19 protein-coding genes are annotated in these 21,878 nt (G+C 71.3%); 2 read left to right on the top strand and 17 right to left on the bottom strand.

The window, feature by feature from the left end:
* Positions 1-69 precede the first annotated feature (69 nt).
* The 8 genes from F0344_RS22615 to F0344_RS22580 form a co-directional block, all read right to left on the bottom strand.
* Entirely contained in the window at positions 70-1,689 is a 1,620-nt protein-coding gene (locus tag F0344_RS22615; protein WP_185300539.1) for a 2Fe-2S iron-sulfur cluster-binding protein, read from the bottom strand.
* Positions 1,686-2,582 (bottom strand): FAD binding domain-containing protein, encoded by an 897-nt coding sequence (locus tag F0344_RS22610; protein ID WP_185300538.1) that lies wholly within the window; start codon positions 2,580-2,582, stop codon positions 1,686-1,688. Before F0344_RS22610 ends, F0344_RS22615 begins: the two co-directional genes overlap by 4 nt.
* Before the next feature lie 291 nt (positions 2,583-2,873).
* Complete coding sequence (locus tag F0344_RS22605) at positions 2,874-4,508, bottom strand: beta-N-acetylhexosaminidase (protein ID WP_185300537.1); 1,635 nt, start codon at positions 4,506-4,508, stop codon at positions 2,874-2,876.
* A 1-nt stretch (position 4,509) separates the two neighbouring features.
* The gene (locus tag F0344_RS22600) at positions 4,510-5,361 is read right to left on the bottom strand and encodes a carbohydrate ABC transporter permease (protein WP_185300536.1); all 852 of its coding nucleotides are present in this window, start codon (positions 5,359-5,361) and stop codon (positions 4,510-4,512) included.
* Positions 5,358-6,326 carry a carbohydrate ABC transporter permease gene (locus F0344_RS22595; RefSeq protein ID WP_185300535.1) on the bottom strand — a complete coding sequence of 323 codons (969 nt, stop codon included), beginning with the start codon at positions 6,324-6,326 and terminating at the stop codon, positions 5,358-5,360. Before F0344_RS22595 ends, F0344_RS22600 begins: the two co-directional genes overlap by 4 nt.
* A 2-nt stretch (positions 6,327-6,328) precedes the next feature.
* The gene (locus F0344_RS22590; protein ID WP_185300534.1) at positions 6,329-7,633 is read right to left on the bottom strand and encodes an extracellular solute-binding protein; all 1,305 of its coding nucleotides are present in this window, start codon (positions 7,631-7,633) and stop codon (positions 6,329-6,331) included.
* Positions 7,634-7,865: 232 nt separating this feature from the next.
* The gene (locus tag F0344_RS22585) at positions 7,866-8,153 is read right to left on the bottom strand and encodes a DUF3039 domain-containing protein (RefSeq protein WP_185300533.1); all 288 of its coding nucleotides are present in this window, start codon (positions 8,151-8,153) and stop codon (positions 7,866-7,868) included.
* A gap of 95 nt (positions 8,154-8,248) precedes the next feature.
* Positions 8,249-8,809, bottom strand: a complete 561-nt coding sequence (locus tag F0344_RS22580; protein ID WP_185300532.1) for a YqgE/AlgH family protein — start codon at positions 8,807-8,809, stop codon at positions 8,249-8,251.
* Positions 8,810-9,085: 276 nt separating this feature from the next.
* On the opposite strand from F0344_RS22580, the gene murA reads away from it, so the two are divergent.
* Positions 9,086-10,426, top strand: coding sequence for a UDP-N-acetylglucosamine 1-carboxyvinyltransferase (murA, locus tag F0344_RS22575; RefSeq protein ID WP_185300531.1), 1,341 nt, complete (start codon positions 9,086-9,088; stop codon positions 10,424-10,426).
* 160 nt (positions 10,427-10,586) lie between these two features.
* Here the strand turns inward: murA and F0344_RS22570 are convergent, their stop codons facing one another.
* The 6 genes from F0344_RS22570 to F0344_RS22545 all read right to left on the bottom strand — a co-directional run bounded on the left by F0344_RS22570 (position 10,587) and on the right by F0344_RS22545 (position 17,814).
* Entirely contained in the window at positions 10,587-10,868 is a 282-nt protein-coding gene (locus F0344_RS22570) for an HU family DNA-binding protein (RefSeq protein ID WP_003968811.1), read from the bottom strand.
* 376 nt (positions 10,869-11,244) lie between these two features.
* Positions 11,245-12,681 (bottom strand): NAD-dependent malic enzyme, encoded by a 1,437-nt coding sequence (locus F0344_RS22565; RefSeq protein WP_185300530.1) that lies wholly within the window; start codon positions 12,679-12,681, stop codon positions 11,245-11,247.
* Positions 12,682-13,126: 445 nt separating this feature from the next.
* Entirely contained in the window at positions 13,127-15,514 is a 2,388-nt protein-coding gene (locus tag F0344_RS22560) for a HelD family protein (protein WP_185300529.1), read from the bottom strand.
* Between the two features lie 122 nt (positions 15,515-15,636).
* Positions 15,637-16,533 carry an anti-sigma factor family protein gene (locus F0344_RS22555; RefSeq protein WP_258050051.1) on the bottom strand — a complete coding sequence of 299 codons (897 nt, stop codon included), beginning with the start codon at positions 16,531-16,533 and terminating at the stop codon, positions 15,637-15,639.
* Positions 16,530-17,117, bottom strand: a complete 588-nt coding sequence (locus F0344_RS22550; RefSeq protein WP_185300528.1) for a sigma-70 family RNA polymerase sigma factor — start codon at positions 17,115-17,117, stop codon at positions 16,530-16,532. The genes F0344_RS22555 and F0344_RS22550 overlap by 4 nt, the downstream gene beginning before the upstream one ends.
* 67 nt (positions 17,118-17,184) lie before the next feature.
* Positions 17,185-17,814, bottom strand: a complete 630-nt coding sequence (locus F0344_RS22545; RefSeq protein ID WP_185300527.1) for a CGNR zinc finger domain-containing protein — start codon at positions 17,812-17,814, stop codon at positions 17,185-17,187.
* Positions 17,815-17,946: 132 nt separating this feature from the next.
* On the opposite strand from F0344_RS22545, the gene F0344_RS22540 reads away from it, so the two are divergent.
* Entirely contained in the window at positions 17,947-18,504 is a 558-nt protein-coding gene (locus tag F0344_RS22540; protein ID WP_258050050.1) for a GNAT family N-acetyltransferase, read from the top strand.
* Positions 18,505-18,519: 15 nt separating this feature from the next.
* Here the strand turns inward: F0344_RS22540 and F0344_RS22535 are convergent, their stop codons facing one another.
* From F0344_RS22535 to F0344_RS22525, 3 genes are all read right to left on the bottom strand, one after another.
* A complete protein-coding gene (locus F0344_RS22535) occupies positions 18,520-19,080 on the bottom strand; it encodes a GNAT family N-acetyltransferase (RefSeq protein WP_185300526.1) in 561 nt (186 codons plus the stop codon).
* Between the two features lie 76 nt (positions 19,081-19,156).
* On the bottom strand, positions 19,157-20,296 hold the full coding sequence (locus F0344_RS22530) for a uroporphyrinogen-III synthase (protein ID WP_185300525.1): 1,140 nt from the start codon (positions 20,294-20,296) through the stop codon (positions 19,157-19,159).
* Positions 20,297-20,429: 133 nt separating this feature from the next.
* Positions 20,430-21,761, bottom strand: coding sequence for a nitrate/nitrite transporter (locus F0344_RS22525; RefSeq protein ID WP_185300524.1), 1,332 nt, complete (start codon positions 21,759-21,761; stop codon positions 20,430-20,432).
* Positions 21,762-21,878 lie beyond the last annotated feature (117 nt).

Genomic DNA, 21,878 nt, shown 5'->3' with positions numbered 1-21,878 from the left:
CGCTGCGGCAGCAGCTGTGGTCGGCCGGTGGGGTCGCGCTCGGGATTGCGGCGGTCCTGCTTTTGCGGCTCACAGGTCGCCTCCCTCGTGCGGCTGAGGCTGGACACTACCGGCGCCCGGGGACGCCTGGTGCGGGATGCGCACTTCGTCGGCCGGCCCGGACGCGGCCGCTTCGGCGTTCGCCTCGCGGCCCGCGATCACCTCGCCCACCGCGTCGAGCACTCCCCGGTAGCCGGAGCAGCGGCAGAGGTTGCCGCACAGAGCCTGGCGCGTCTCCAGTTCGGAGGGCGCGTGGTTGCCCTCGAGGAGGTCGTGGATGGTCATGGCCATACCGGGGATGCAGAAGCCGCACTGGACGGCTCCGCACGCGACCAGGGCCCGCTGCACGTCGGACGGCTCGCCGTCGACGGCGAGACCCTCGACCGTACGGACCTCGCTGCCCGCCGCGGTGGCCGCGGGGACCAGACAGGAGGCGACGAGACGCCCGTCCACCTGGACGTTGCAGGCACCGCACTCGCCCTGCGAGCAGCCGTCCTTGGCGCCGGCGAGGCCGAGGCGCTCGCGCAGCACGTAGAGGAGGGACTCGCCGATCCAGGCGTCGCTGACCGGGCGGTCGGCGCCGTTCACGTGCAGGACGTACGAGGCGGAGGGGTGCTCGCTCGCGGCGCCCGTGACGGGGGTGGCAGCGGTGCCGGACGCGTATGCCGGGACCTCGGGGTCCTGGTGAGGCGGCGTCGCCTCGGGGATGTCGCCCTCCGGCTGGGCGTCGGGGGCGGGCGTGGGGGTGGGCGTGGGCGTGGGGTCGGGGGCGGGGGCTGCGGTGACATCCGTGGCCTCCGCGTCCTCCGTTCCCTCCGCGTCCTCCGTGCCCTCCGTGCCCTGCGCGTCCTCGGTGCCCTCCGGGAGCTCCGTGCCCGACGGCATGTCCCCGGCGGCCGGGAGCGCGCCTTCGGCCTCCTCCGGCTGCGGCGTCGCCCACGGTGCGGGGGCGCCGCCCGGCAGTGTGGCGGGCCGGTCCTTGTCCGTGCCGGCGTACCACTGCGAGGCCAGGGCGGAGGCCGCGAACTCGCCGGACTCCTCCGGGAGGTCGCCGTCCGCGACCGGGATCGTCCACTGGCCGGTGTGACCGGGCGCCCCGGAGCCCGCGGGGGGCTCGGCGGCGGCGGTCGTCACCTCGGCGAAGTCCCACTGGGCCGTCGTGGAGGAGGTGACCGGGTACTCCCGGTGTTCCTGCTGCTGGTTCGGGTCCGGCCAGTGCACCGAGGAGGGCGCGGGGGGCTCGCCCTCCGCGGGCCCGTCAGGGCTCCGCGGGCCCGGCGTCCGCTGGTCGGACGCATAAAGGTCGGAGCCGTGCAGGTCCGAGCCGTGTAGGTCCGAGCCATGCGGGTCGGAGCCATGCGGGTCGGAGCCATGCGGGTCGGAGGTCTGCGTGTTCGGCGTCCGGACGACCCAGCTGCCCGTTCCCGCCTGATCCAGCCCCGCGGCCGGGGTCAGCGGCAGGATCATCGGCGGTACGTATCCGTGGCCGGGGGCGGCCAGCGGGTCGTTCGCCAGGTCCTCCGGGGGCAGGTGGACGAAGGCCGTCGCCTCGGCGTCGTACTCGCCGCTCTGCGGGGTCGGCTGCCAGCTGCCGTACTGCTGCGCGTACGGGTCGTGCTGCCCCTGCTGTTCGTTGGGGTCGTTGCTCACGACAGTGCCCTCCCGAGCGCGCGTCGGGCCAGCGTGGCGACGGTGCGGCGCAGATGTTGAACGGCCGGGGGCAGCGGTGGCGCCTCTCCCCCGTCGTCCGGCGGGGTCTGGTCAGGGATGCAGGCCGCGGCGACGTACTCGCCGAAGGCGGCCAGTGCGTCGGGGGCCAGGCCGCGCTCGCCGTCCCAGTCGATCAGCGAGGCGATCCAGCGTTCGGCCTCCAGGGGCCGCAGCGGCATCGGTGCCACGGCACCGACCGCGCAGCGCACTCCGCGCCGGGCGGGGTCCAGGACGATCGCCACGGACGCCGTCGCGCGGCCGGGGCCGGTGCGTCCTGTGGCCTTCAGGAAGACCTGCGGGGCGTGCAGCAGCGGTACGCGGACGAAACCGATCAGTTCGCCGGGCGAGATCATCTCGCGGCCCGCCAGCAGGTGCGAGACCGGGACCTCACGGCGGGCGCCCCCGGCTCCCGCGACGATCAGTTCGGCCTCCAGGGCGGCCAGCACCGGCAGGGTGTCGCCGGTCGGGGCCGCGCTCGCGATGTTGCCGCCGAGCGTCCCGGCGTTACGGATCTGGGGCGGGCCCGCGGCACGTGCCGACGCGGCGAGCGCGGGGATGAGGGCGGCGAAGTCGGGCCGTCCCATGCGTGCGTGGGTCAGTCCGGCGCCGAGCAGCGCGTGACCGTCCTGGTAGTGCCAGCCGCGCAGCTCGCTGATCCGTCCGAGGCCGACGAGGCCCGAGGGGCGCAGCAGCCCCTTGTTGACGGCCGACATCAGGTCCGTGCCACCGGCCACAGGGACGGCGGCGGGCATGGCGCCGAGCGCCGCCACGGCCTCGTCCAGCGAGGCCGGCAGCGTCACCGACTGCATCGCCTGCGGTGCGTGAGTGGTCAACCCAGCTGCCCCTTTCCGGTCTCCCGGCTGTCCCGCCTGTCCCGCCGTACGGTACGTGCTCACAGCCCGGACGTGGCAACTCTGGCACATCTTCCGACCGGCCCGACGCGAGGGTCCATGAAGGGGGTTTCCGCCCCTGACCAGGGGATGGTACCGATTCGCACCTCTTCGGCGCAGAGTGCGGATTGCCACTCTTCAGCGAGTCCCGTACGACATGTCACCTTCGTGCGGGCGGGTCCGAGGAGGCTCACGGGGCCCGCGGCGGCCCCGTGAGCGACCCGGATGCGGTGCCTACGCGTTCGGGGGTGCCCCCTCGATCGGGCGGCCGGGAACGCCGGGGCGCATCTGCGAGGGCAACGGGCCGCCCGGCGGCCGGTAGCCGACGCCGAGGGCGTCGAGCCGGGCGTAGTGCGCGGTCATCCGGCGCTCGAAATCGGCGAAGTCCCGTTCGCCGGATGCGGGGAGCCGGGACCAGGCGACCTCGGCGAAGGCGGCGAGCCGGGGGAAGACCTGGTAGTCGACGCGGGACCGGTTCTGCATGACCTCGGTCCACACGTTGGCCTGGGTGCCCAGGATGTGACGGGCCGCCACTTCGGAGAGGCCCGGAGGTACGGGCTCGAAGCGGTAGACGTCCTCCAGGGTCCTTACGTAGGCGATGGGCATCGGCTCGTCGGGGCCGCCGTCCTGACGGTAGTCCAGGTACACGTGCTGCTCCGGGCACATCACGACGTCGTGGCCGGCCTCGGCTGCGGCGATCCCGCCCGCGTAACCCCGCCACGAGGACACGGCGGCACCTGGGGGAAGTCCGCCCTCCAGGATCTCGTCCCAGCCGATGAGGCGGCGACCACGCGCGGTGAGCCAGGTGTCGAAGTGACGGATGAACCAGGACTGGAGCTCGTCCTCGTCGGCCAGGCCGAGTTCGGCGATCCGCGCCTGGGCGGTCGCGGACTCCTTCCACTGGTCCTTGGGGCACTCGTCGCCGCCGACGTGGATGAAGGGCGAGGTGTCCGCGGGGAAGAGGTCGAGGAGCTCCTCGAAGACGTCCTCGAAGAAGCGCAGGGTGGTGTCGGTGGGGGCGAGTACGTTCGGGTTGATGCCCCAGTCGTCCCAGACGGCGAGTGCGGTCGTGTCGATGACGTCGGTGTTGCCCAGTTCGGGGTACGCGCTGATGGCGGCCTGAGAGTGGCCCGGGATGTCGATTTCCGGGACGACCCGGATGTGCCGCGCGGCGGCGTACGCCACGATCTCCCGGATGTCGTCCTGGGTGTAGTAGCCGCCGTGCGGGGTCTCGTCCCACAGATCGGACGCCCGGTGACCGTACTTGGTGCGGCTGCGCCAGGCGCCGGTCTCGGTGAGCCGGGGGTAGCGCTTGATCTCCACGCGCCAGCCCTGGTCGTCGGTCAGATGGAAGTGGAAGACGTTCAGCTTGTGGGCGGCGAGGAGGTCCAGGTAGCGCAGGACGTCCTCCTTCGGCAGGAAGTGCCGGGCGACGTCGAGCATCAGGCCGCGCCAGGGGAAGCGGGGGCTGTCCTCGATGTCCGTGAAGGGGATGACGGTCTTGCCGGCGGCGCTGACGGGGGCGCGGCGGAAGGCGTCGGGCCCCAGGAGCTGACGGAGGGTCTGCGCGCCCCGGAAGACGCCTGCCGGGCTGCCTCCGGTGAGTCGTACGCCCCCGGTGGGCACGGTGACCAGCCGGTAGCCCTCGGGCTCCAGGGCGGGGTCGATGTCCAGCGCGATGGTGTTCGCGGCCGGCGCGGGCCCCCCGGGCGCGAGCGGCAGGCCGAACGCCGCACCGAGGGTGGAGCGCAGCCAGCGCTCGGTGGTCTCGGTGCCGGCCTGGGCGGTGAGGGTGGTGGACGCGTCCAGGGTGGATCCGGGCCCGTCCTCGGCGCCGGTGCGCACAGGCGCGGGAATGAGATTGTCCACGTCAGTCCTTAACCGCTCCGCCGAGTCCCGAGACCAGGCGTCGCTGTACGAGGACGAAGAAGACCAGGACGGGAATGGTCATCACCGTCGAGGCTGCCATGATCCCTCCCCAGTCGTTCTCGTCGGGTTTGAAGAAGACCAGCAGCGCCATGGGAAGCGTCGACTGGGAGGTGTCGCTGATGAGGAAGGACTTCGCGAACAGGAAGTCGTTCCAGGTCGAGATGAACGAGAAGACACTGGTCGCCACGAGGCCGGGGAAGACCAGCGGGAAGAGGATCTGCCACAGGAAGCGGGTGCGGCTCGCCCCGTCGATGTACGCGGCCTCCTCCAGCGCCTCCGGGACGGCCTTCACGAAGCCGCGGAGCATCCAGATCGCGAACGGCAGCGAGAAGGCGAGGTGCGGCAGGATCAGCGATCCCAGCGTGTTCAGCTGCCCGAAGTCCCGCATGAGGAAGAACAGCGGGATGGTCAGCGCCTCGACCGGCACCATCTGCGCGACGAGGAACATGATCAGCAGGGTCGTCCGGAACTTGAAGCGGAACCGGGTCACCGCCGTCGCCGCCAGGAACGCGATGAGCGCGGACGCGATGACGACCGTGCCCGCGACGAGCAGGCTGTTCAGGAAGTAGCGGCCGAAGTCCTGCTGTTCGAAGACCCGGCGGAACGAGTCGAGGGACGGTGACAGCGTCCAGGGGCGTGCCTCGGTGGACTGGATCTCGCCCGCCGGTTTGAACGCGGAGAGCACCATCCAGTAGAGCGGGAAGGCGACCGCGACGGCGATGAGCAGGGCCGCCGCCTCGGCGGCCAGCCGGCCTGGCCTGCGGACCCGGAAACGGGTGCTGAAGGCGCTCACAGTTCCTCCCCCTGGCGCCGGACGAGGCGCAGATAGACCAGCGTCACGGCCAGCAGGATCACCAGCATCACGACACCGATCGCCGAGCCGAGGCTGTACTGCGAGGACGCGAACGCCTTCTGGTACGCGTACACGTTGAGCACCAGGTTCTGGCCGGCGATGCCGCCGCCGTTGGTCATGACGTAGATCTGGGTGAACACCTTGAAGTCCCAGATGATCGACTGGATCGTGACGACGACCAGGATCGGCCGGAGCATCGGTGCCATGACCGACCGCCAGATCCGCCACTGCGACGCGCCGTCCAGGGAAGCCGCCTCCAGCACCTCCGTGGGGATGGCCCGGATGCCGGCGTAGACGGTCACCATCACGAACGGGAACGAGCACCAGAGCACTTCGAGGAGCACCAGGGCGAAGGCGCTGTAGCGCCCGTACGTCCAGGAGAAGTCGCCGAGCCCCAGGACACGGTTGACCGGTCCGAAGTCGGGGTCGAAGAGGAAGACCCAGACGGTGGACCCGGTGACGGCGGGGGTCGCCCAGGCGCCGAGCGCGGCCATCATCAGCGCGAGCCGGGGCAGGGCGCGGATCCGGGTCAGCAGGACGGCGAGCGCGCAGCCGGTCATGAGGGTGGCGACCACGCAGGCCGCGGCGAAGACGACGGTCGCCAGCAGCACCTGCCAGAACTGGCTGTCGCGGAAGAGTGTCCCGTAGTTGCCGAACCCCTTGAAGGTGGTCGGCTCGCCGCCGCTGACCTGGGCCTGGGTGTACTCCAGGAAGGAGATCAGGCCCAGCTGGTAGATCGGGTAGACGAGGAGCGCCCCGAGGAGGACCAGCGCGGGCAGGAGGTAGAGCCAGGGGGTCCAGCCCGGCTGCCGGGCGGGTGAGACGGAGCGGCGGCGCCGGGGCGGGCGGGGCTGTACGCCGCCGCCCGCCCCGGGAGCCTTGTACGTGGTGCCGGTCGCGGTCATGGTCAGCCCGCGGCGGCGAACGCCGCGTCCATCTTCTTCGCGGCGTCGTCCGACGCCTGCGCGACGTCCTTACGCCCGCTGACGATCTCCTGGAACATCGTCGGCAGGACGAGCGAGGCGTCGATCTGGCCCCAGCCCGGCGAGGCGGGGACGAACTTGGCGCCCGCGCCGAGGGTCTGGACGAACGGCGCGGCGAAGGGCTCCTTCTTCGCCGCGTTGTCCCGTACGTCGGTGTAGGTCGGCAGGAAGCCCATGGCGTCGAAGAGCTTGGCCTGGGTCTGCTTGCCGGTCAGCGACTTCATCAGGTCCACCGCCAGGGTGCGGTGCGAACTGCTCTTGAGCACGCCGATGTTGTTGCCGCCCGCGAACGCCGGGGCGATCGAACCCGGTGCGACGCCGGGCAGCGGTACGACCGCGTACTTCCCCTTCACGGCGCCCGCCTCGACCGCGGTGTGGCTGAAGTCGCCGCCGATGGCCATGGCCGCCTTGCCGGACGCGAAGGAGGTGATGGTCGCGTTGCCGCCCATGGAGGCGCACTTGGCGGCCGGGCAGTTGGCGTCGCCGAAGAGCGAGGTGTAGGCCTCGATGCCCTTGCGGGCCTTGTCGCTGTTGATGGCGGCCTTGTACGTGTCGCCGGTGTCGTCGGCGAGTTCGCCGCCGTTGGCCCAGATGAACGGCATCGCGCCGTAGGTGTACGCGCCGCCGACGGCGAGGCCGTACAGGTCCGGCTTCTCCTTGTGGACCTTCTTCGCGGTGGAGATCAGTTCGGCCTGGGACCTGGGTACCTCGATGCCCAGGTCCTCGAAGACGTCGGTGCGGTAGTACAGCGCCCGTACGCCGACGAAGAGCGGGGCTCCGTAGATCTTTCCGCCGACCGTCACGGACTGCTTGGCTATCGGGTCGCTGTCCTTGGCCTCGTCCCAGGCCGCGAACTCCTCGGAGACGTCGGCGAGTCCGCCGTCCTTCACGTAACCGGCCGTGTCGGTGTTGCCGTACTCGATGAGGTCCGGGGCGCTCTTCGGGTCGTTGAAGGCGGCCTTGATCCGCTGGGCGCGGGTGTCGACGGGGATGTACTCGACCTCGACCTCCGCGCCCTTGTGGCTCTTCTCGAAGTCGGCGACGGCCGCGTCGACGACCTGTTCCTTGGGCTTGTTGCCGACCTCCTGGAACAGCCAGACGCGCAGGGTTCCGGACTTCTCGTCCCCCTTGGCGCTGGTGTCGGAGGTCTGCGGCGCACAGGCGGTGGCGGTGAGGCCCGCCAGCACGAGCGCCGCAGCGGGGGCGGCAATTCGGGCAGAAAGATTCATCGGAGCCCCTACCGGTCAGTCGTTGCATCCTGTGCAACGCACGTTTCGTTCTGCACAACTGGCAGGAGAGTAGGTGCGCATCAGGGCCTGGACAAGTGGTCTCTACCACTCTGTGACCAGCGGAAGCAGCCCGTGCAACGCAAAGGCCCCTGGGGCACGCGTCGCCGCACGCCCCAGGGGCCCTGCTACAGATCCTTCTACGGTCTTCCCGGCGACCGCGGGCCGGCGAGGACTACTTCTTGTCCTTGCCGCCCTTGTCCTTGTCGCCACCGACGCCCATGGACTCGTAGATCTCCTTGCACATGGGGCAGACCGGATACTTCTTGGGGTCGCGCCCCGGTACCCAGACCTTCCCGCACAGCGCCACCACGGGAGTGCCCTCCAGGGCACTCGCCATGATCTTGTCCTTCTGGACGTAATGGGCGTAGCGCTCGTGGTCGCCGTCGCCGTGCGACACCTGTGGGGTCGGCTCTACGAGGGTCCCCGTACCTGCCCCGCGATCGGGCTCAAGAGTGCTCATAACCGCCAAGGGTACTGAAGGGCACGCCGTACCGGAGCCGCCAGGGCCTCCCGGCACGCCCGGCCGTCCCACCGGTCCGGCACCGGGCCGCGCCGTCAGTTCAGCGAGGGGTCGTCCGGATACGTCGCGATCATCGCGAGCTCGCTGCGCTGGCGCCGCAGGACCGCCCGCCAGAGGTTCTCCGGGCGGGGCGAGGACACGTCGCCGGGTTCGGACTCGACGACGTACCAGGCACCGTCACCGAGCTCCGCCTCCAGCTGTCCCGGGCCCCAGCCCGCGTACCCGGCGAAGATCCGCAGCGATCCGAGGGAGGCGGCCAGCAGCTCCGGCGGCGTCTCCAGGTCCACCAGGCCGATCGCCCCGTGCACCCGGCGCCAGCCGAGAGGGCCGTCGTCGCCGGGGATCACTGCCACGCCGAGCGCGGAGTCGAGCGAGACGGGGCCACCTTGGAAGACCACGTCCGGTTCCCCGGCGAGTCCGGCCCAGGGCGCGAGGATGTCACCGACACCGACCGGGGTCGGGCGGTTCAGGACCACGCCGAGCGAGCCCTCCTCGTCGTGGTCGAGGAGCAGCACCACCGCGCGGTCGAAATTCGGGTCCGCCAGGGCGGGGGCGGCCACGAGCAGCCGCCCTGTGAGCGAGGACACCTCCGTCATGGCAGAAATGATCCCGCATCCCGGGCCTCCGCGGGGACCAAGTGGACCGGCCGGTCCCGAAGCGCCTGCGAGTGCAGCTCAGGGGCGCACGGACGCACGGGGAGCGCACTGTTGCGCCCCCTTCCGGACGGTAACCCTCAGCCAGGAGTGTTGGGCAGAGGGTGTTGTGGCGGATCCTTGACGTTCGTACACGCCCGTATGCCTTACGGAAGGGGGGTAGGAGGCCATTACCCTTTTCGATGGCCCCCCGCCCGACCACTCCGGAACGCGAGATTCATGACCGGCACAGACGATGTCCTGCTTGTCCACGGCGGAACCCCGCTCGAGGGCGAGATCCGCGTCCGCGGCGCCAAGAACCTGGTGCCCAAGGCGATGGTCGCCGCACTGCTCGGAAGCGGGCCCAGCCGGCTCCGCAACGTGCCCGACATCCGTGATGTGCGGGTGGTCCGGGGACTGCTGCAGCTGCACGGTGTGACCGTCCGCCCCGGTGACGAGCCGGGCGAACTGATCCTGGACCCCTCCCACGTCGAGAGCGCGAACGTCGCCGACATCGACGCGCACGCGGGCTCGTCGCGCATTCCGATCCTCTTCTGCGGCCCGCTGCTGCACCGTCTGGGCCACGCCTTCATCCCGGGTCTCGGCGGCTGCGACATCGGCGGCCGGCCCATCGACTTCCACTTCGAGGTGCTGCGCCAGTTCGGCGCGACGATCGAGAAGCGGGCGGACGGCCAGTACCTGGAGGCCCCGCAGCGACTGCGCGGCTGCAAGATCAGGCTGCCGTACCCGTCGGTGGGCTCCACGGAGCAGGTGCTGCTGACGGCCGTGCTCGCCGAAGGTGTCACCGAACTGTCCAACGCGGCCGTGGAGCCGGAGATCGAGGACCTCATCTGCGTACTGCAGAAGATGGGCGCGATCATCTCGATGGACACCGACCGGACCATCCGGATCACGGGTGTCGACCGGCTCGACGGTTACACCCACCGGGCCATCCCGGACCGCCTGGAGGCCGCCTCCTGGGCGTCCGCGGCGCTGGCGACCGAAGGCAACATCTACGTGCGCGGCGCCCAGCAGCGCTCGATGATGACCTTCCTGAACACCTTCCGCCGGGTCGGCGGGGCCTTCGAGATCGACGACGAGGGCATCCGCTTCTGGCACCCGGGCGGCGCGCTGAACGCCATCGCCCTGGAGACGGACGTGCACCCCGGCTTCCAGACGGACTGGCAGCAGCCCCTGGTGGTGGCGCTGACACAGGCCAGCGGCCTGTCCATCGTCCACGAGACGGTGTACGAGTCGCGGCTCGGCTTCACCTCGGCGCTCAACCAGATGGGCGCGCACATCCAGCTCTACCGCGAATGCCTGGGCGGCTCCGACTGCCGCTTCGGCCAGCGCAACTTCCTGCACTCGGCGGTCGTGTCGGGTCCCACGAAGCTCCAGGGCGCCGATCTGGTCATTCCCGACCTGCGCGGCGGCTTCTCGTACCTGATCGCCGCTCTGGCGGCGCAGGGCACCTCGCGGGTGCACGGCATCGACCTGATCAACCGCGGCTACGAGAACTTCATGGACAAGCTGGAGAAGCTCGGCGCGAAGGTCGAGCTGCCGGGCGGGTCGCTCGTCTAGCGAGGCGCACAACGGCACTGTACGGACGGCGGTGGCTCCCTCTGAGGGGGAGTCACCGCCGTTCGGCGTCCACGGCCCTCAGAGGGCCCTCTGAGGGCCGTGGACGCCGAAGAGCGGCCACCCCCACGGGGTGACCGCTCTTCGTTTGCTGCTCAGGGCCTTACTTGCCCTTGGCGGCTTCCTTGAGCTTCGAGCCCGCGGAGACCTTCACGCTGTAACCGGCGGGGATGTTGATCGGGTCGCCGGTCTGCGGGTTCCGAGCGGTGCGAGCGGCACGGTGGGTGCGCTCGAAGGTCAGGAAGCCGGGGATGGTGACCTTCTCGTCGCCCTTGGCGACGATCTCTCCGACGGTCTCGGCGAGCGCGGCCAGCACGGCGTCGGCGTCCTTGCGAGTCACCTCGGCGCGGTCGGCCAGGGCGGCCACCAGCTCACTGCGGTTCATGTTTGTACTCCCGTGTTCTTCTTGCCTGTGAGGCGTGAGATCGAAGCCGATGCTGCCAGGGCCCTCTGACAGTCCCCGGACCCGGGTCTGATGTCAGACCCTCTCGCCCGAATACGCATCCTGCCCCCACCAGCGGCGGGAAAGCCAATCCGGAACCCTCCGGAGTCACACGAAAAGCGCCACGGCTTGCGCGTAGTGACGTTCCGTCGACTCCCTGAAGCGGTCCGCAGCGGATGCCGGGCCCTGAGGGGCCCGCTGCCCGCCACCCTAAAGGGGCGTTTGGGACGCCGCGACCCACGACGCGCCGTACGGCGGCCGCGTGTGAGGCAGGGCACCCTCCGCACGGGCCGTGGCCGGCCTGCGCGGAGGGCGTGCCTCAGCCGAGGTCCGAGGAACTCTCGACGGCGGCGCCGGCGGCCTTCGCGGCGGCACGGACGGCCCCCGCGACGGCTCCGGCGACCCTGTCGTTGAAGACCGAGGGGATGATGTAGTTCGCGTTCAGCTCGTCCTCGGCGACGACGTCCGCGAGGGCGCCGGCGGCGGCGAGCATCATCTCGGTGTTGACGGTGCGGGACTGAGCGTCCAGCAGGCCGCGGAAGACGCCCGGGAAGACCAGCACGTTGTTGATCTGGTTGGGGAAGTCCGAGCGGCCGGTCGCGACAACCGCCGCCGTCTGACGGGCGATCGCGGGCTCGATCTCGGGGTCCGGGTTCGCGAGCGCGAACACGATCGCACCGTCCGCCATGGCGGCCACGTCCTCGCCGTTCAGGACGTTGGGGGCGGAGACGCCGATGAAGACGTCCGCGCCGAGGACGGCCTCCTTGAGGGTTCCGGTGACGCCCTCCGGGTTGGTGTTGTCCGCGATCCACCGCAGCGGCGAGTCGGGGTCGGCGGACACCAGGTCCTGGCGGCCCGCGTGCACCACACCGTGGATGTCGGCGACGACGGCGTGCTTGACGCCCGCGGCGATGAGCAGCTTCAGGATGGCCGTACCGGCCGCTCCCGCGCCGGACATGACGACCCGTACGTCCCCGATGTCCTTGGTCACCACGCGCAGGGCGTTGGTGAGGGCGGCCAGGACGACGATGGCGGTGCCGTGCTGGTCGTCGTGGAAGACGGGGATGTCCAGGGCCTCGCGCAGCCGCGCCTCGATCTCGAAGCAGCGGGGTGCGGAGATGTCCTCCAGGTTGATGCCCGCGAAGCCGGGGGCGATCGCGCGGACGATGGCGACGATCTCGTCGGTGTTCTGGGTGTCCAGGCAGATGGGCCATGCGTCGATGCCGGCGAAGCGCTTGAACAGGGCCGCCTTGCCCTCCATCACGGGGAGCGCGGCCATCGGACCGATGTTCCCGAGACCGAGCACCGCGGAGCCGTCCGTCACAACTGCGACGGAGTTGCGCTTGATGGTGAGGCGGCGTGCGTCCTCGGGGTTCTCGGCGATCGCCATGCACACACGGGCGACACCCGGGGTGTAGATCATCGAGAGGTCGTCACGGTTGCGGATGGGGTGCTTGGACGCCATCTCGATCTTGCCGCCGAGGTGCATCAGGAACGTACGGTCGGAGACCTTGCCGAGCACCACACCTTCGATGTCGCGCAGGCCTTCGACGATCTCGTCCGCGTGCGACGTGGAGGAGGCCGCGATGGTGACATCGATCCGCAGCTTCTCGTGGCCGGAAGCGGTCACGTCGAGGCCGGTGACCGAACCTCCGGAGGACTCCACGGCCGTGGTGAGCTGGGAGACCGCTGTGCCGCTCGCGGGCACCTCCAGCCTGACCGTCATCGAGTACGAGACGCTGGGCGCCGTTGCCATGGCCGAGTCCTTCGCTTTCCCTTAGCTTCATTGCCGCGTGCCCGCGGCACTCGCCGCGGTCATGCTTACCGATCGTCGCACCTACCGGCGGGTAGCCGGTAATGACTGCCACCCATCGGAAATTAGTTTCCACCATACGAGAAGGGGGGTCGTCGGTGGAAGCCCCACCCCCTCGTGACCCCACCCCCTCGTGAACCGCCTCCGGAACGAAAAACAGACCCGCGCCACCGGAAGGTGACGCGGGCCTGTCTTCTTCACTTAGGTGGCACCGACCCGCCATGCTCGCCTCGCGGCAAGTGGTCGCTCGAAGCGACGAAGGTTGGGCCCGGGGGCTTGGATCGAGCCGGTGCCATCACCAGGCTAACAAAGACCCCCGGGAAGTGATTCCCGCATCGCAGGATGACCGGAATTCAGCCGCGGCGGCTCCCCGGCCGGGCTCGCCCGCTCAGTCCCTCAGCAGGTCCGGCACCCCGTCCTCGTCCGGCACGTCACGCTCCCCCGACACCACGGTGAGCTGCTGCGTGGCCCGGGTCAGCGCCACGTACAGCACCCGCAGGCCGGCCGGTGACTCGTCGGCGATCTCGGCGGGCGAGACGACGACCGTGGCGTCGTACTCCAGGCCCTTCGCCTCCAGGCTGCCGAGCGCCACCACGCGCTCCCCGAGCTCCGCGAGCCACTCGCGTGCCTGGGCACGGCGGTTCATGGCGACGACCACGCCGATGGTCCCGTCCACCTCGGAGAGCAGCCTGCGCGCCTCCTCGCGGACCGTGCCGGCCAGGTCCCCGTCCCGTACCGGCTGAAAGCGCGGCTCCACACCGGTCGAGCGGACCGCCGCCGGGGACTCCATGCCCGGCATCGCGAGGGCGAGCACCTTCGCCGCCAGCTCGGCGATCTCCGCCGGGTTGCGGTAGTTGACCGTGAGGGTGAAACGGCGGCGGGGGCGGCTGCCGAGCGCCTCGTCCCGGGCCGCCGCCGCCTCGTCCGGGTCGGACCAGGAGGACTGCGCCGGGTCGCCGACGATCGTCCAGGTGGCGTGCCGGCCCCGGCGGCCGACCATCCGCCACTGCATGGGCGTCAGGTCCTGCGCCTCGTCGACGATGACGTGGGCGTACTCCGTACGCTCCGCCGCCAGCCGCTCGGCCCGCTCCCACTGGGTCTCCTCGCGCTGCGGCATCAGCTCCTCGAGACCGGTGAGATGGTCCAGCGGGTCGTACTCGCGCCTGCGCTTGGGCCGGTTCGGGGTGCCGATCAGGGTCTGCAGCTCGTCGAGCAGCGCGACGTCGTGGACCGAGAGCGGGCCCTGGCCCTCGCTGTCGAGCCGCTTGAGGGAGCGGGCAAGCCGTCGCACCTCGCCCTGGTTGAGGATGCGGCGGGCCCACCGGCCGAGCCGGCGCTCGTCGGCCATCGTGGCCAGCACCCTGCGGGGCGTGAGCTCGGGCCACCAGTCGTTGAGGAAGGTGAGGAAGGGCGTCTCGGTGGAGACGTCCTCGTCGAAGGAGGAACGCAGTTCGGCGACGAGTTCCGGGTCGGTGTAGCGGCCCCGGCCCGAGGACTTGGTCCACAGGGCGTCCAGCAGCAGCTTGCGGGCACGGGGGCGCAGCAGGTTGACGGGCGCCGTGCCGCTGAGCACGTTGTTGCGGATGCGCTGGAGCTCGTCGGCGTTCAGCTCGACGCGGGCGCCGAAGGCGACCACCCGGAGCCGGGTGGGGGTGCCGACGGGCCGTGCCTGCTCCTGCTCCTGCTCCTCGTCCCCGAACGACAACTGGCCGTCCTGGGACGCCGGCTGCGCCCTGGGCTGCTCCAGCGCCCCGCGTGCCGCCTTGCGCAGCACATGGAGCATCCGGGACGAGCCCTTGATACGGGCGACGGCCGGTTCGTCGTAGGTGGTGGCGCCCTCGACGCCCGACGCCTCGTCGGACAGCGAGCCGACCGCGCGGATCGCGACCTGGCCCTCCTCGCCGAGCGAGGGCAGCACGCCCTCGGTGTAGGCGACCAGGAGCGGGGTCGGCGAGACGACGAGGATGCCGCCCGCGTACCGGCGCCGGTCCTGGTAGAGCAGATACGCGGCCCGGTGCAGGGCGACCGCGGTCTTGCCGGTGCCGGGGCCTCCGGAGACCTCCGTGACGGAGGCGGCGGGGGCCCGGATCACCATGTCCTGCTCGGCCTGGATGGACGAGACGATGTCCCGCATGGTGTGGCTGCGGGCCTGGCCGAGTGCGGCCATCAGCGCACCGTCGCCGATGACGGGCAGCGTGTCGCCGCCCAGGCGGGCGGTGAGCTCCGGGCGCATCAGGTCGTCCTCGACACCGAGGACCTTGCGGCCCTTGGAGCGGATGACCCGTCGGCGTACGACCCTGCCCGGCTCCTTGGGCGTCGAGCGGTAGAACGGCGCCGCCGCCGGGGCCCGCCAGTCGATCACCAGCGGCGCGTAGTCGGAGTCGAGGACCCCGATGCGGCCGATGTGGAGCGTCTCGGCGATGTGCGCGGTGTTGTCCGGACGTACGGCGTCGTCGGCGGGCTCGACGGAGGTGAAGGCGCCGTCCGGGCCGCGTTCACCGTCCTTGCCGAGCAGCAGATCGATCCGCCCGAAGAGGAAGTCCTCGAACTCGTTGTTCAGCCGGTTGAGGTGCACCCCGGCGCGGAAGACCTGGGCGTCGCGCTCGGCGAGCGCCCCCGGCGTACCGACCTGGCCCCTCTTCACGGCGTCGTGCATGAGAAATTCCGCCTCGTCGATCTTCTCTTCGAGGCGGTGGTAAACCCGGTCCAGATGTTCTTGCTCGACACCGATTTCCCGGTCCCGCAACGAATCGACAGCGGCATCCTGCGCGGCCACCGGGGCCCCCTTCTGACGTGCATAGAGCAGCCGTCAACCGTACGCGAAAGGGGGCCCGCTCCGCACCTGTGACCAGCATTGCGATTGCGCGTCGGAAGGTGTCCCCCGGCGCGCCCGCAGGCTCACGCGCCGATCTCCACCAGCCGCTCACCGTCGAAGGTCCGTACCTCGAAGTGGTCGATGTCGTCGCGGGCCATCGCCGCACCGCCGTGCACGTACAGGGGGGACGTCGCGGAGGGGTGCGGGGAGTCCTCGATCCCGTACCCCCATTTCGGTACGGACCAGGAGGTGACGACCTCCTCGTCGCCGGACTTGGAGACGGCGACGAGACTGCACTTCTCGGGGCCCTTGACGTTCTTGAGCCGGAGGACGGTGTGGGTCCCCCAGGCCTTGGACTCCATGCCGACGGTGGCGTCCACGCCGGTGGTGGGGTCGGTGGCCGTCGTCTTCTCCTTCATGTGGTGGAAGAAGGCGTCCTCGGCCGGGCTGGTGGGATGCGGGTCGCCCGCCGCCACGGACCGCCCGCCGTCGTCGCCTGCGGTGGCCATGACGGCGATCACGGGACCCGCGATGATCACCGCGGCGGCAGCCGCCAGCAGATACCGGCCGCGCCGGCGGCGCAGGTCCCGCTTCCGCGCCACCTCGTCGACGAGCCGGCCGAGCAAAGCGGGGGCGGGCGGCTCGGGCACGTGCGGGACGGGGCGGGCGCCCGGGTGGGCCGCGGGCGCCTCGGAGAGCATCGCGAGCAGGGGTTCGAGGCCGGCGAACTCGTCGAGGTGGGCGGTGCACAGCGCGCAGTGCGCGAGATGCGCCTCGAAGGCGCTCGCCCCGGCCTCGTCCAGGATGCCCAGGACATAGGCACCGGCGGCGTCGTGGCCAGGCCCCTCCACGGGGTGCTCGAAGGGGCCGGAGGGGCGGTGGGGCGGCCCGGAGGCTCCGCGGGACGGGCCTGCGGGCCCCGAGGGGCCGCGGGGGCCGGTGGGGCGGGGCCCGAATGGCTGCCATTCGTGGTCGCTCATGCCGTGATCCCCCTCTCTTCGAGTACGAGCTTCATGGAACGGAGTGCGTAGAAGACCCGGGAGCGCACGGTCCCGCTGGGTATTCCGAGCACCTCGGCGGCCTCGTTGACCGTACGTCCACGGAAATAGGTCTCGACCAATGCTTCCCGGTGCGCGGGGCTCAAATCGTCCAGCGCGTCCGAGAGCGTCATCAGCCACAGCGCCTTGTCGATCTCGTCCTCCGCGGGAATGACCTCCAGCGGCGACGGATCGACCTCGCGCGGCCGGGCCTGCCGGCTGCGGTGGGCGTCGATGACGATCCGTCGGGCGACCGTCACCAGCCAGGGGCGTACGGAGCCGGTGGCCCGGTTGAGCTGACCGGCGTTCTTCCAGGCACGGATGAGCGTCTCCTGCACCACGTCCTCGGCGCGCTGCCTGTCCCCCGCCACGAGGCGGAGCACGTAGGCGAGCAGCGGCCCGGCGTGTTCGCGGTAGAGCGCCCGCATCAGCTCCTCGTCGGGGACGTCGGAGGCGGTGCGGGGCGGCTCACTGCGATGTCGAGCCCTGTGCGGACGGTCATCGGCCACGGCCGCATCCTTGCGCACCCGAACCTCCCGGTCGAGACCCTGTCGAGCCTTTCGACCATCAGTACGGGGCCGGACGCCGGACCATTCAGTCCGGCGCGAGATTCTTTTGGGACCCGTCCACGAGGGCGGCCGTCCTGCGGCGGTGGCGGGCGACCCGTTCCCGGTTCCCGCAGACCTCGCTGGAGCACCAGCGGCGCCGGTGCCCCCGTGAGGTGTCGAGGTAGAGGCGACGGCAGGTCTCGCCCTCGCAGCGCCGCAGGGCCGCTCTGGCCGCCGGGTCGGTGAGCAGGTCCACGCAGTCCCGGGCGACGGCGGCGAGCAGTTCCCCGCACACGGGCGGGGCGTTCAGGGTGCGGGTGAGTGCGCCGCCACCGGCCCGTACCGCGCGCAGTCCCGGCGGGGTCCCGGCGGCCAGCGCGTTGACGTGCTCCAGGGCGGTGTCGTCCCCGCCGCCGCCGAGTTCGGCGGTGAGCAGCCGGCCGATGTCCGTGCGCAGCCGGCGGAAGCGGGTGACCCAGGTGTCGTCGACCGCCGCGAGCACCGTGCCGCACGGCACCAGGCCGGCGGCCACCAGCCAGTCGGCGAGCGGTCCAGGACCGGTGAACTGTTCGCACGCGCCCAAGGGCCCGGTCCCCGTCGCCACCAGGTCGAGGCTGATCCGGCCGGAGCCGAACCGCCAGTCGTACCCGCCCCTGCCCGCCGCCACACGCGCCATACGTCCGTCACCGCCTCGGGGTCACCGATGGGGAATCCCCCACCAGAGTGCCCGTCACCGGGCCGGGCCGGAACCCCTCCTGCCGGGTGGGTGCCTTCCGGGCGCCGCGAGGGAGTTCAGTACCGTGACTGGATGGACGAAGGACACCCCGGCATCACCCTCACCACGGGCTCGTTGCTCCTGCGGCCGTGGCGGCCGGACGATGCTCCCGCTCTCCTCGCCGCCCACGCCGACCCGGCGATGCGGCACTGGCTGGCAACGCGGGTGTCGAGCGCCGACGAGGCGGCCGAGTGGCTGGCGGAGCAGCGGGAGGGCTGGGCGGCCGGTACCCGCTTCGGCTTCGCCGTGACCGACACGGACGGGGGCGGCGAACTGGTCGGCAACCTCGCGCTGAAGCGGCCAGGACCGGCGTCGGACACGGCCGAGGTCGGTTACTGGACGACGGCGGCCGCGCGGGGCCGCGGTGTGGCGCCCAGGGCCCTCGCGGCTCTCTGCGACTGGGCGTTCGCCTCGTTCGCTCCCTCCACCGGAGCAGGGCTCGCACACCTGGAGCTCCTGCACCAGGTGGACAACGAGGCGTCCTGCCGGGTCGCGGAGAAGTGCGGTTTCCCGCTCACCGGCATCCTCCCGGCGTCTCCTCCCGACTACCCGCTGGACGGCCATCGCCACGTCAGGTCCGTGACCGCCTGAGCGCTGCCCGACGGGTCAGCACGGCGGGCCGTCGTGCAGGATCCGCTGGAACAGCCGGTGGTCGCGCCACTCACCGTTGATGTGGAGGTAGCGCGGGGCCGTACCGAACTGCTCGAAGCCGCATTTGGCGAGCACCCGCTGCGAGGCGGCGTTGTCCACGAGGGTCCCGGCGTCGATGCGGTGCAGTCCGAGGCCGTCGCGCGCGAGGTCGCAGATGCGGGCGACGGCGGCGGTCGCGAGCCCGCGGCCCGCCTGCTCGACGTCCACCCAGTAGCCGAGGGGGGAACTGCGGAACGGCCCGAGGACGATGCTGGCGAGCGTGAAGGATCCGACCGCACGGTCCTCCGCGTCGACCAGGACCCACGGCATCGCGCGTCCCGCGTCCCGGTCGGCCAGCAGCCCGGTGAGGCGCTGTGTCTGCCCCTGGGGCGTGTAGAACTCGTCGGGCCGCAGGGGCTCCCAGGGACGCATGTACGCGCGGCTGCGGGTCAGTGCTTCGGCGAGGGAGCCGGCGTCGGCGAGGGTGACGGGGCGCAGGGTCATGCCGTCGGCGACGGGGTGGCTGTCATGGATCATCCGAGCACGCTATCCCAGGGTCCTGACACGTGCCGCGCCCCACATCCGCCCGGCCGCTCCCCCGGCCGGGCGCCGCCTACCCGTCGGATCTCGTCTCGGCCACCGGGTCCAGTGCCAGCCGGTAGCCGCGCTTGACGACCGTCTGGATCAGCCGGGGTACGCCGAGCGCGCTGCGCAGCCGGGCCATCGCCGTCTCCACCGCGTGTTCGTCGCTGCCGCTGCCGGGCAGTGCGCGCAGGAGGTCCGCCCGGGCCACGACCCAGCCGGGCCGGCGGGACAGGGCGTGGAGCAGGGCCATGCCCGCGGGCGGCACCGGGCGCAGGGCGCCGTCGACGAGGACCGCGTGCCCGCGGATCTCGATCCGGTGGCCGGCGACCGGCAGCGGGCGGGCTGTGTCCGGGAGCCTGGCGCACAGCAGTTGGACGAGCGGGCCCAGCCGGAAGCGTTCCGGCTGGAGGGTGTCGATGCCCCGGTCCTGGAGCGGGACGGCGGTCACGGGGCCGACGCAGACCGTCATGACGTCGTCCCGGAGTGCGGACAGAATCTCGGGAAGCAGCCCGCGTACCTCGGCCCGGTTCAGATACGAGGCGGCGGCAGGGGCACTCGTGAAGGTCAGCGCGTCCAGGCCCCGGGCGACGGTGACGTCGAGCATCCGGTCGAGCGGGGCGATGTCCTCGGGGGGCATCCACCGGTAGACGGGGACGCCGACGACCTCGGCACCGGCTGCCAGCAGGGCGTCGACGAACCCGGGCAGCGGTTCACCGTGCAGTTGCAGGGCGATACGGCGGCCCTCGACGCCCTCGCCGAGCAGCCGGTCCAGGACCTCCGCCATCGACTCGGACCCCGGTGACCACGCCTCGGTGAGGCCGGCGGCGCGGATGGCGCCCTTGACCTTGGGGCCGCGCGCCAGGAGTTCGACGCCGCGCAGCACCCGCAGGAGCGCGTCCCCGATGCCCCAGCCGTCGGCGGCCTCCACCCAGCCGCGGAATCCGATCGCCGTGGTGGCGATCACGACATCGGGTACGTCGTCGATGAGTTCCTTGGTGGCGGCGAGGAGTTCGCTGTCGTCCGCGAGGGGCACGATGCGCAGGGCGGGGGCGTGCAGGACCACGGCGCCCCTGCGCTGGAGGAGTGTGCCGAGTTCCTCGGCGCGACGGGCGGCGGTCACCCCGACCGTGAAGCCCGCGAGGGGCCCGTGCTGTGCGTCGTCGTGCATGGCGTGATACCCGGCTCTCGTGTCCCGCTAATGCTCGGTGGTGCGGAGGGCCGAGACTGCCAACACTGCGTGACAGCCTCGGTTCACTTGTATTTCACACCCGTTACGTCCCCCCGTACGCACGCGGGTTCCGTCACACCTCGGCATAGCTGAGCTGCGGCTTCGCGGCCACCGCGGCGGTCCGGCGAAGGTATACCGCCCAGGTGACGGCGAAGCACACGGCGTAGAAGGCGAGGAAGGACCAGAAGGCGGCCGTCCCGGTGCCCGCCGTCTGGAAGGACTGCCGGAACGCCAGGTTGATCGCGAGCCCGCCGAGTGCGCCGATCGCCCCGATGAGCCCCATGGCCGCGCCGGACAGCCGTCGTCCGTAGGCGGCGGCCTCCTCGCCGCGCATGCCCTTGCTGACGGCCTTGGCGTGGAAGATCCCGGGGATCATCTTGAACGTCGATCCGTTGCCCAGGCCGGTCAGCACGAACAGGGCGATGAAGCCGATGAGGAAGACGCCGAGGGACTCGGCACCGGAGGCGTGGACGACGACTCCGGTCGCCGCGGCCATCGCCGCGAAGTTCCACAGGGTGATGCGGGCGCCGCCGTACCGGTCGGCGAGCCAGCCGCCCGCCGGCCGGATCAGGGAGCCGAGCAGCGGCCCGATGAAGGTGAGGGAGGCGGCCTGGAGCGGGGTCCTTCCGAACTCGGTCTGCAGCACGAGACCGAACGCGAAGCTGTAGCCGATGAACGAGCCGAAGGTGCCGATGTAGAGCACCGCCATGATCCAGGTGTGCGGGTCGCGCACCGCTTCCCAGGCCGCCCCGGTGTCGTTCTGCACCGGCCGCAGGTTGTCCATGCGGAACACGGCGAACAGGGCGGCGACGACGATCAGCGGGATGTACGCGCCGAGGACGAGCCGGGGGTACGCGGCCCCTGCCGTGCCGATCACGAGCAGTCCGACGAGTTGGACGACGGGGACGCCGATGTTGCCGCCGCCCGCGTTGAGGCCGAGCGCCCAGCCCTTCTTGCGCAGCGGGAAGAAGGCGTTGATGTTCGTCATGGAGGAGGCGAAGTTGCCTCCTCCGATCCCGGCGAGCGCGGCGACGAGGACGAAGGTTCCGTACGAGGTGCCCGGTTCCATCACGACGAACGCGGCGATGGCCGGCACGAGGAGCGTCAGCGCGCTGAACACTGTCCAGTTGCGCCCGCCGAACTTCGCGACGGCGAAGGTGTACGGCACCCGGACGAGCGCGCCGACCAGGGTGGCCGTGGAGATCAGGAAGAACTTCCCGGCCGGGTCGACCCCGTACTCCGGTCCCATGAACAGGACCATCACCGACCACAGGGTCCAGATGGAGAATCCGATGTGCTCCGAGAGCACCGAGAACCAGAGGTTACGCCGGGCCACGCGCTCGCCCGTCTCGCGCCAGAAGGTCTCGTCCTCCGGGTCCCACTGTTCGATCCAACGGCCGGCCATCAGGCGCCTCCACGAGGTGTCGGGTGCTTGTGTCCCGACCGTATGGAGCGCGCGTTTCGGCGTGGTGCCGCGAGGTGACCGGTAGGCAACCTTGCTCTCACCGGGCCGGGGACGGCC

Origin of the sequence: Streptomyces finlayi (genome assembly GCF_014216315.1) — a bacterium.
Lineage (GTDB): Bacteria > Actinomycetota > Actinomycetes > Streptomycetales > Streptomycetaceae > Streptomyces > Streptomyces finlayi_A.
Note: the sequence above shows the minus strand (reverse complement) of the source record. Positions and strands in the feature narration are given on the sequence as shown.

Bases quoted from the DNA above. Each gene is read 5' to 3' on its own strand.
- F0344_RS22595 (WP_185300535.1), bottom strand. From the start codon at position 6,326: ATGACCGCGACCGGCACCACGTACAAGGCTCCCGGGGCGGGCGGCGGC.
- F0344_RS22590 (WP_185300534.1), bottom strand. From the start codon at position 7,633: ATGAATCTTTCTGCCCGAATTGCCGCCCCCGCTGCGGCGCTCGTGCTG.
- F0344_RS22585 (WP_185300533.1), bottom strand. From the start codon at position 8,153: ATGAGCACTCTTGAGCCCGATCGCGGGGCAGGTACGGGGACCCTCGTA.
- F0344_RS22580 (WP_185300532.1), bottom strand. From the start codon at position 8,809: ATGACGGAGGTGTCCTCGCTCACAGGGCGGCTGCTCGTGGCCGCCCCC.
- murA (WP_185300531.1), top strand. From the start codon at position 9,086: ATGACCGGCACAGACGATGTCCTGCTTGTCCACGGCGGAACCCCGCTC.
- F0344_RS22570 (WP_003968811.1), bottom strand. From the start codon at position 10,868: ATGAACCGCAGTGAGCTGGTGGCCGCCCTGGCCGACCGCGCCGAGGTG.
- F0344_RS22565 (WP_185300530.1), bottom strand. From the start codon at position 12,681: ATGGCAACGGCGCCCAGCGTCTCGTACTCGATGACGGTCAGGCTGGAG.
- F0344_RS22555 (WP_258050051.1), bottom strand. From the start codon at position 16,533: ATGAGCGACCACGAATGGCAGCCATTCGGGCCCCGCCCCACCGGCCCC.
- F0344_RS22545 (WP_185300527.1), bottom strand. From the start codon at position 17,814: ATGGCGCGTGTGGCGGCGGGCAGGGGCGGGTACGACTGGCGGTTCGGC.
- F0344_RS22540 (WP_258050050.1), top strand. From the start codon at position 17,947: ATGGACGAAGGACACCCCGGCATCACCCTCACCACGGGCTCGTTGCTC.
- F0344_RS22535 (WP_185300526.1), bottom strand. From the start codon at position 19,080: ATGATCCATGACAGCCACCCCGTCGCCGACGGCATGACCCTGCGCCCC.
- F0344_RS22530 (WP_185300525.1), bottom strand. From the start codon at position 20,296: ATGCACGACGACGCACAGCACGGGCCCCTCGCGGGCTTCACGGTCGGG.
- F0344_RS22525 (WP_185300524.1), bottom strand. From the start codon at position 21,761: ATGGCCGGCCGTTGGATCGAACAGTGGGACCCGGAGGACGAGACCTTC.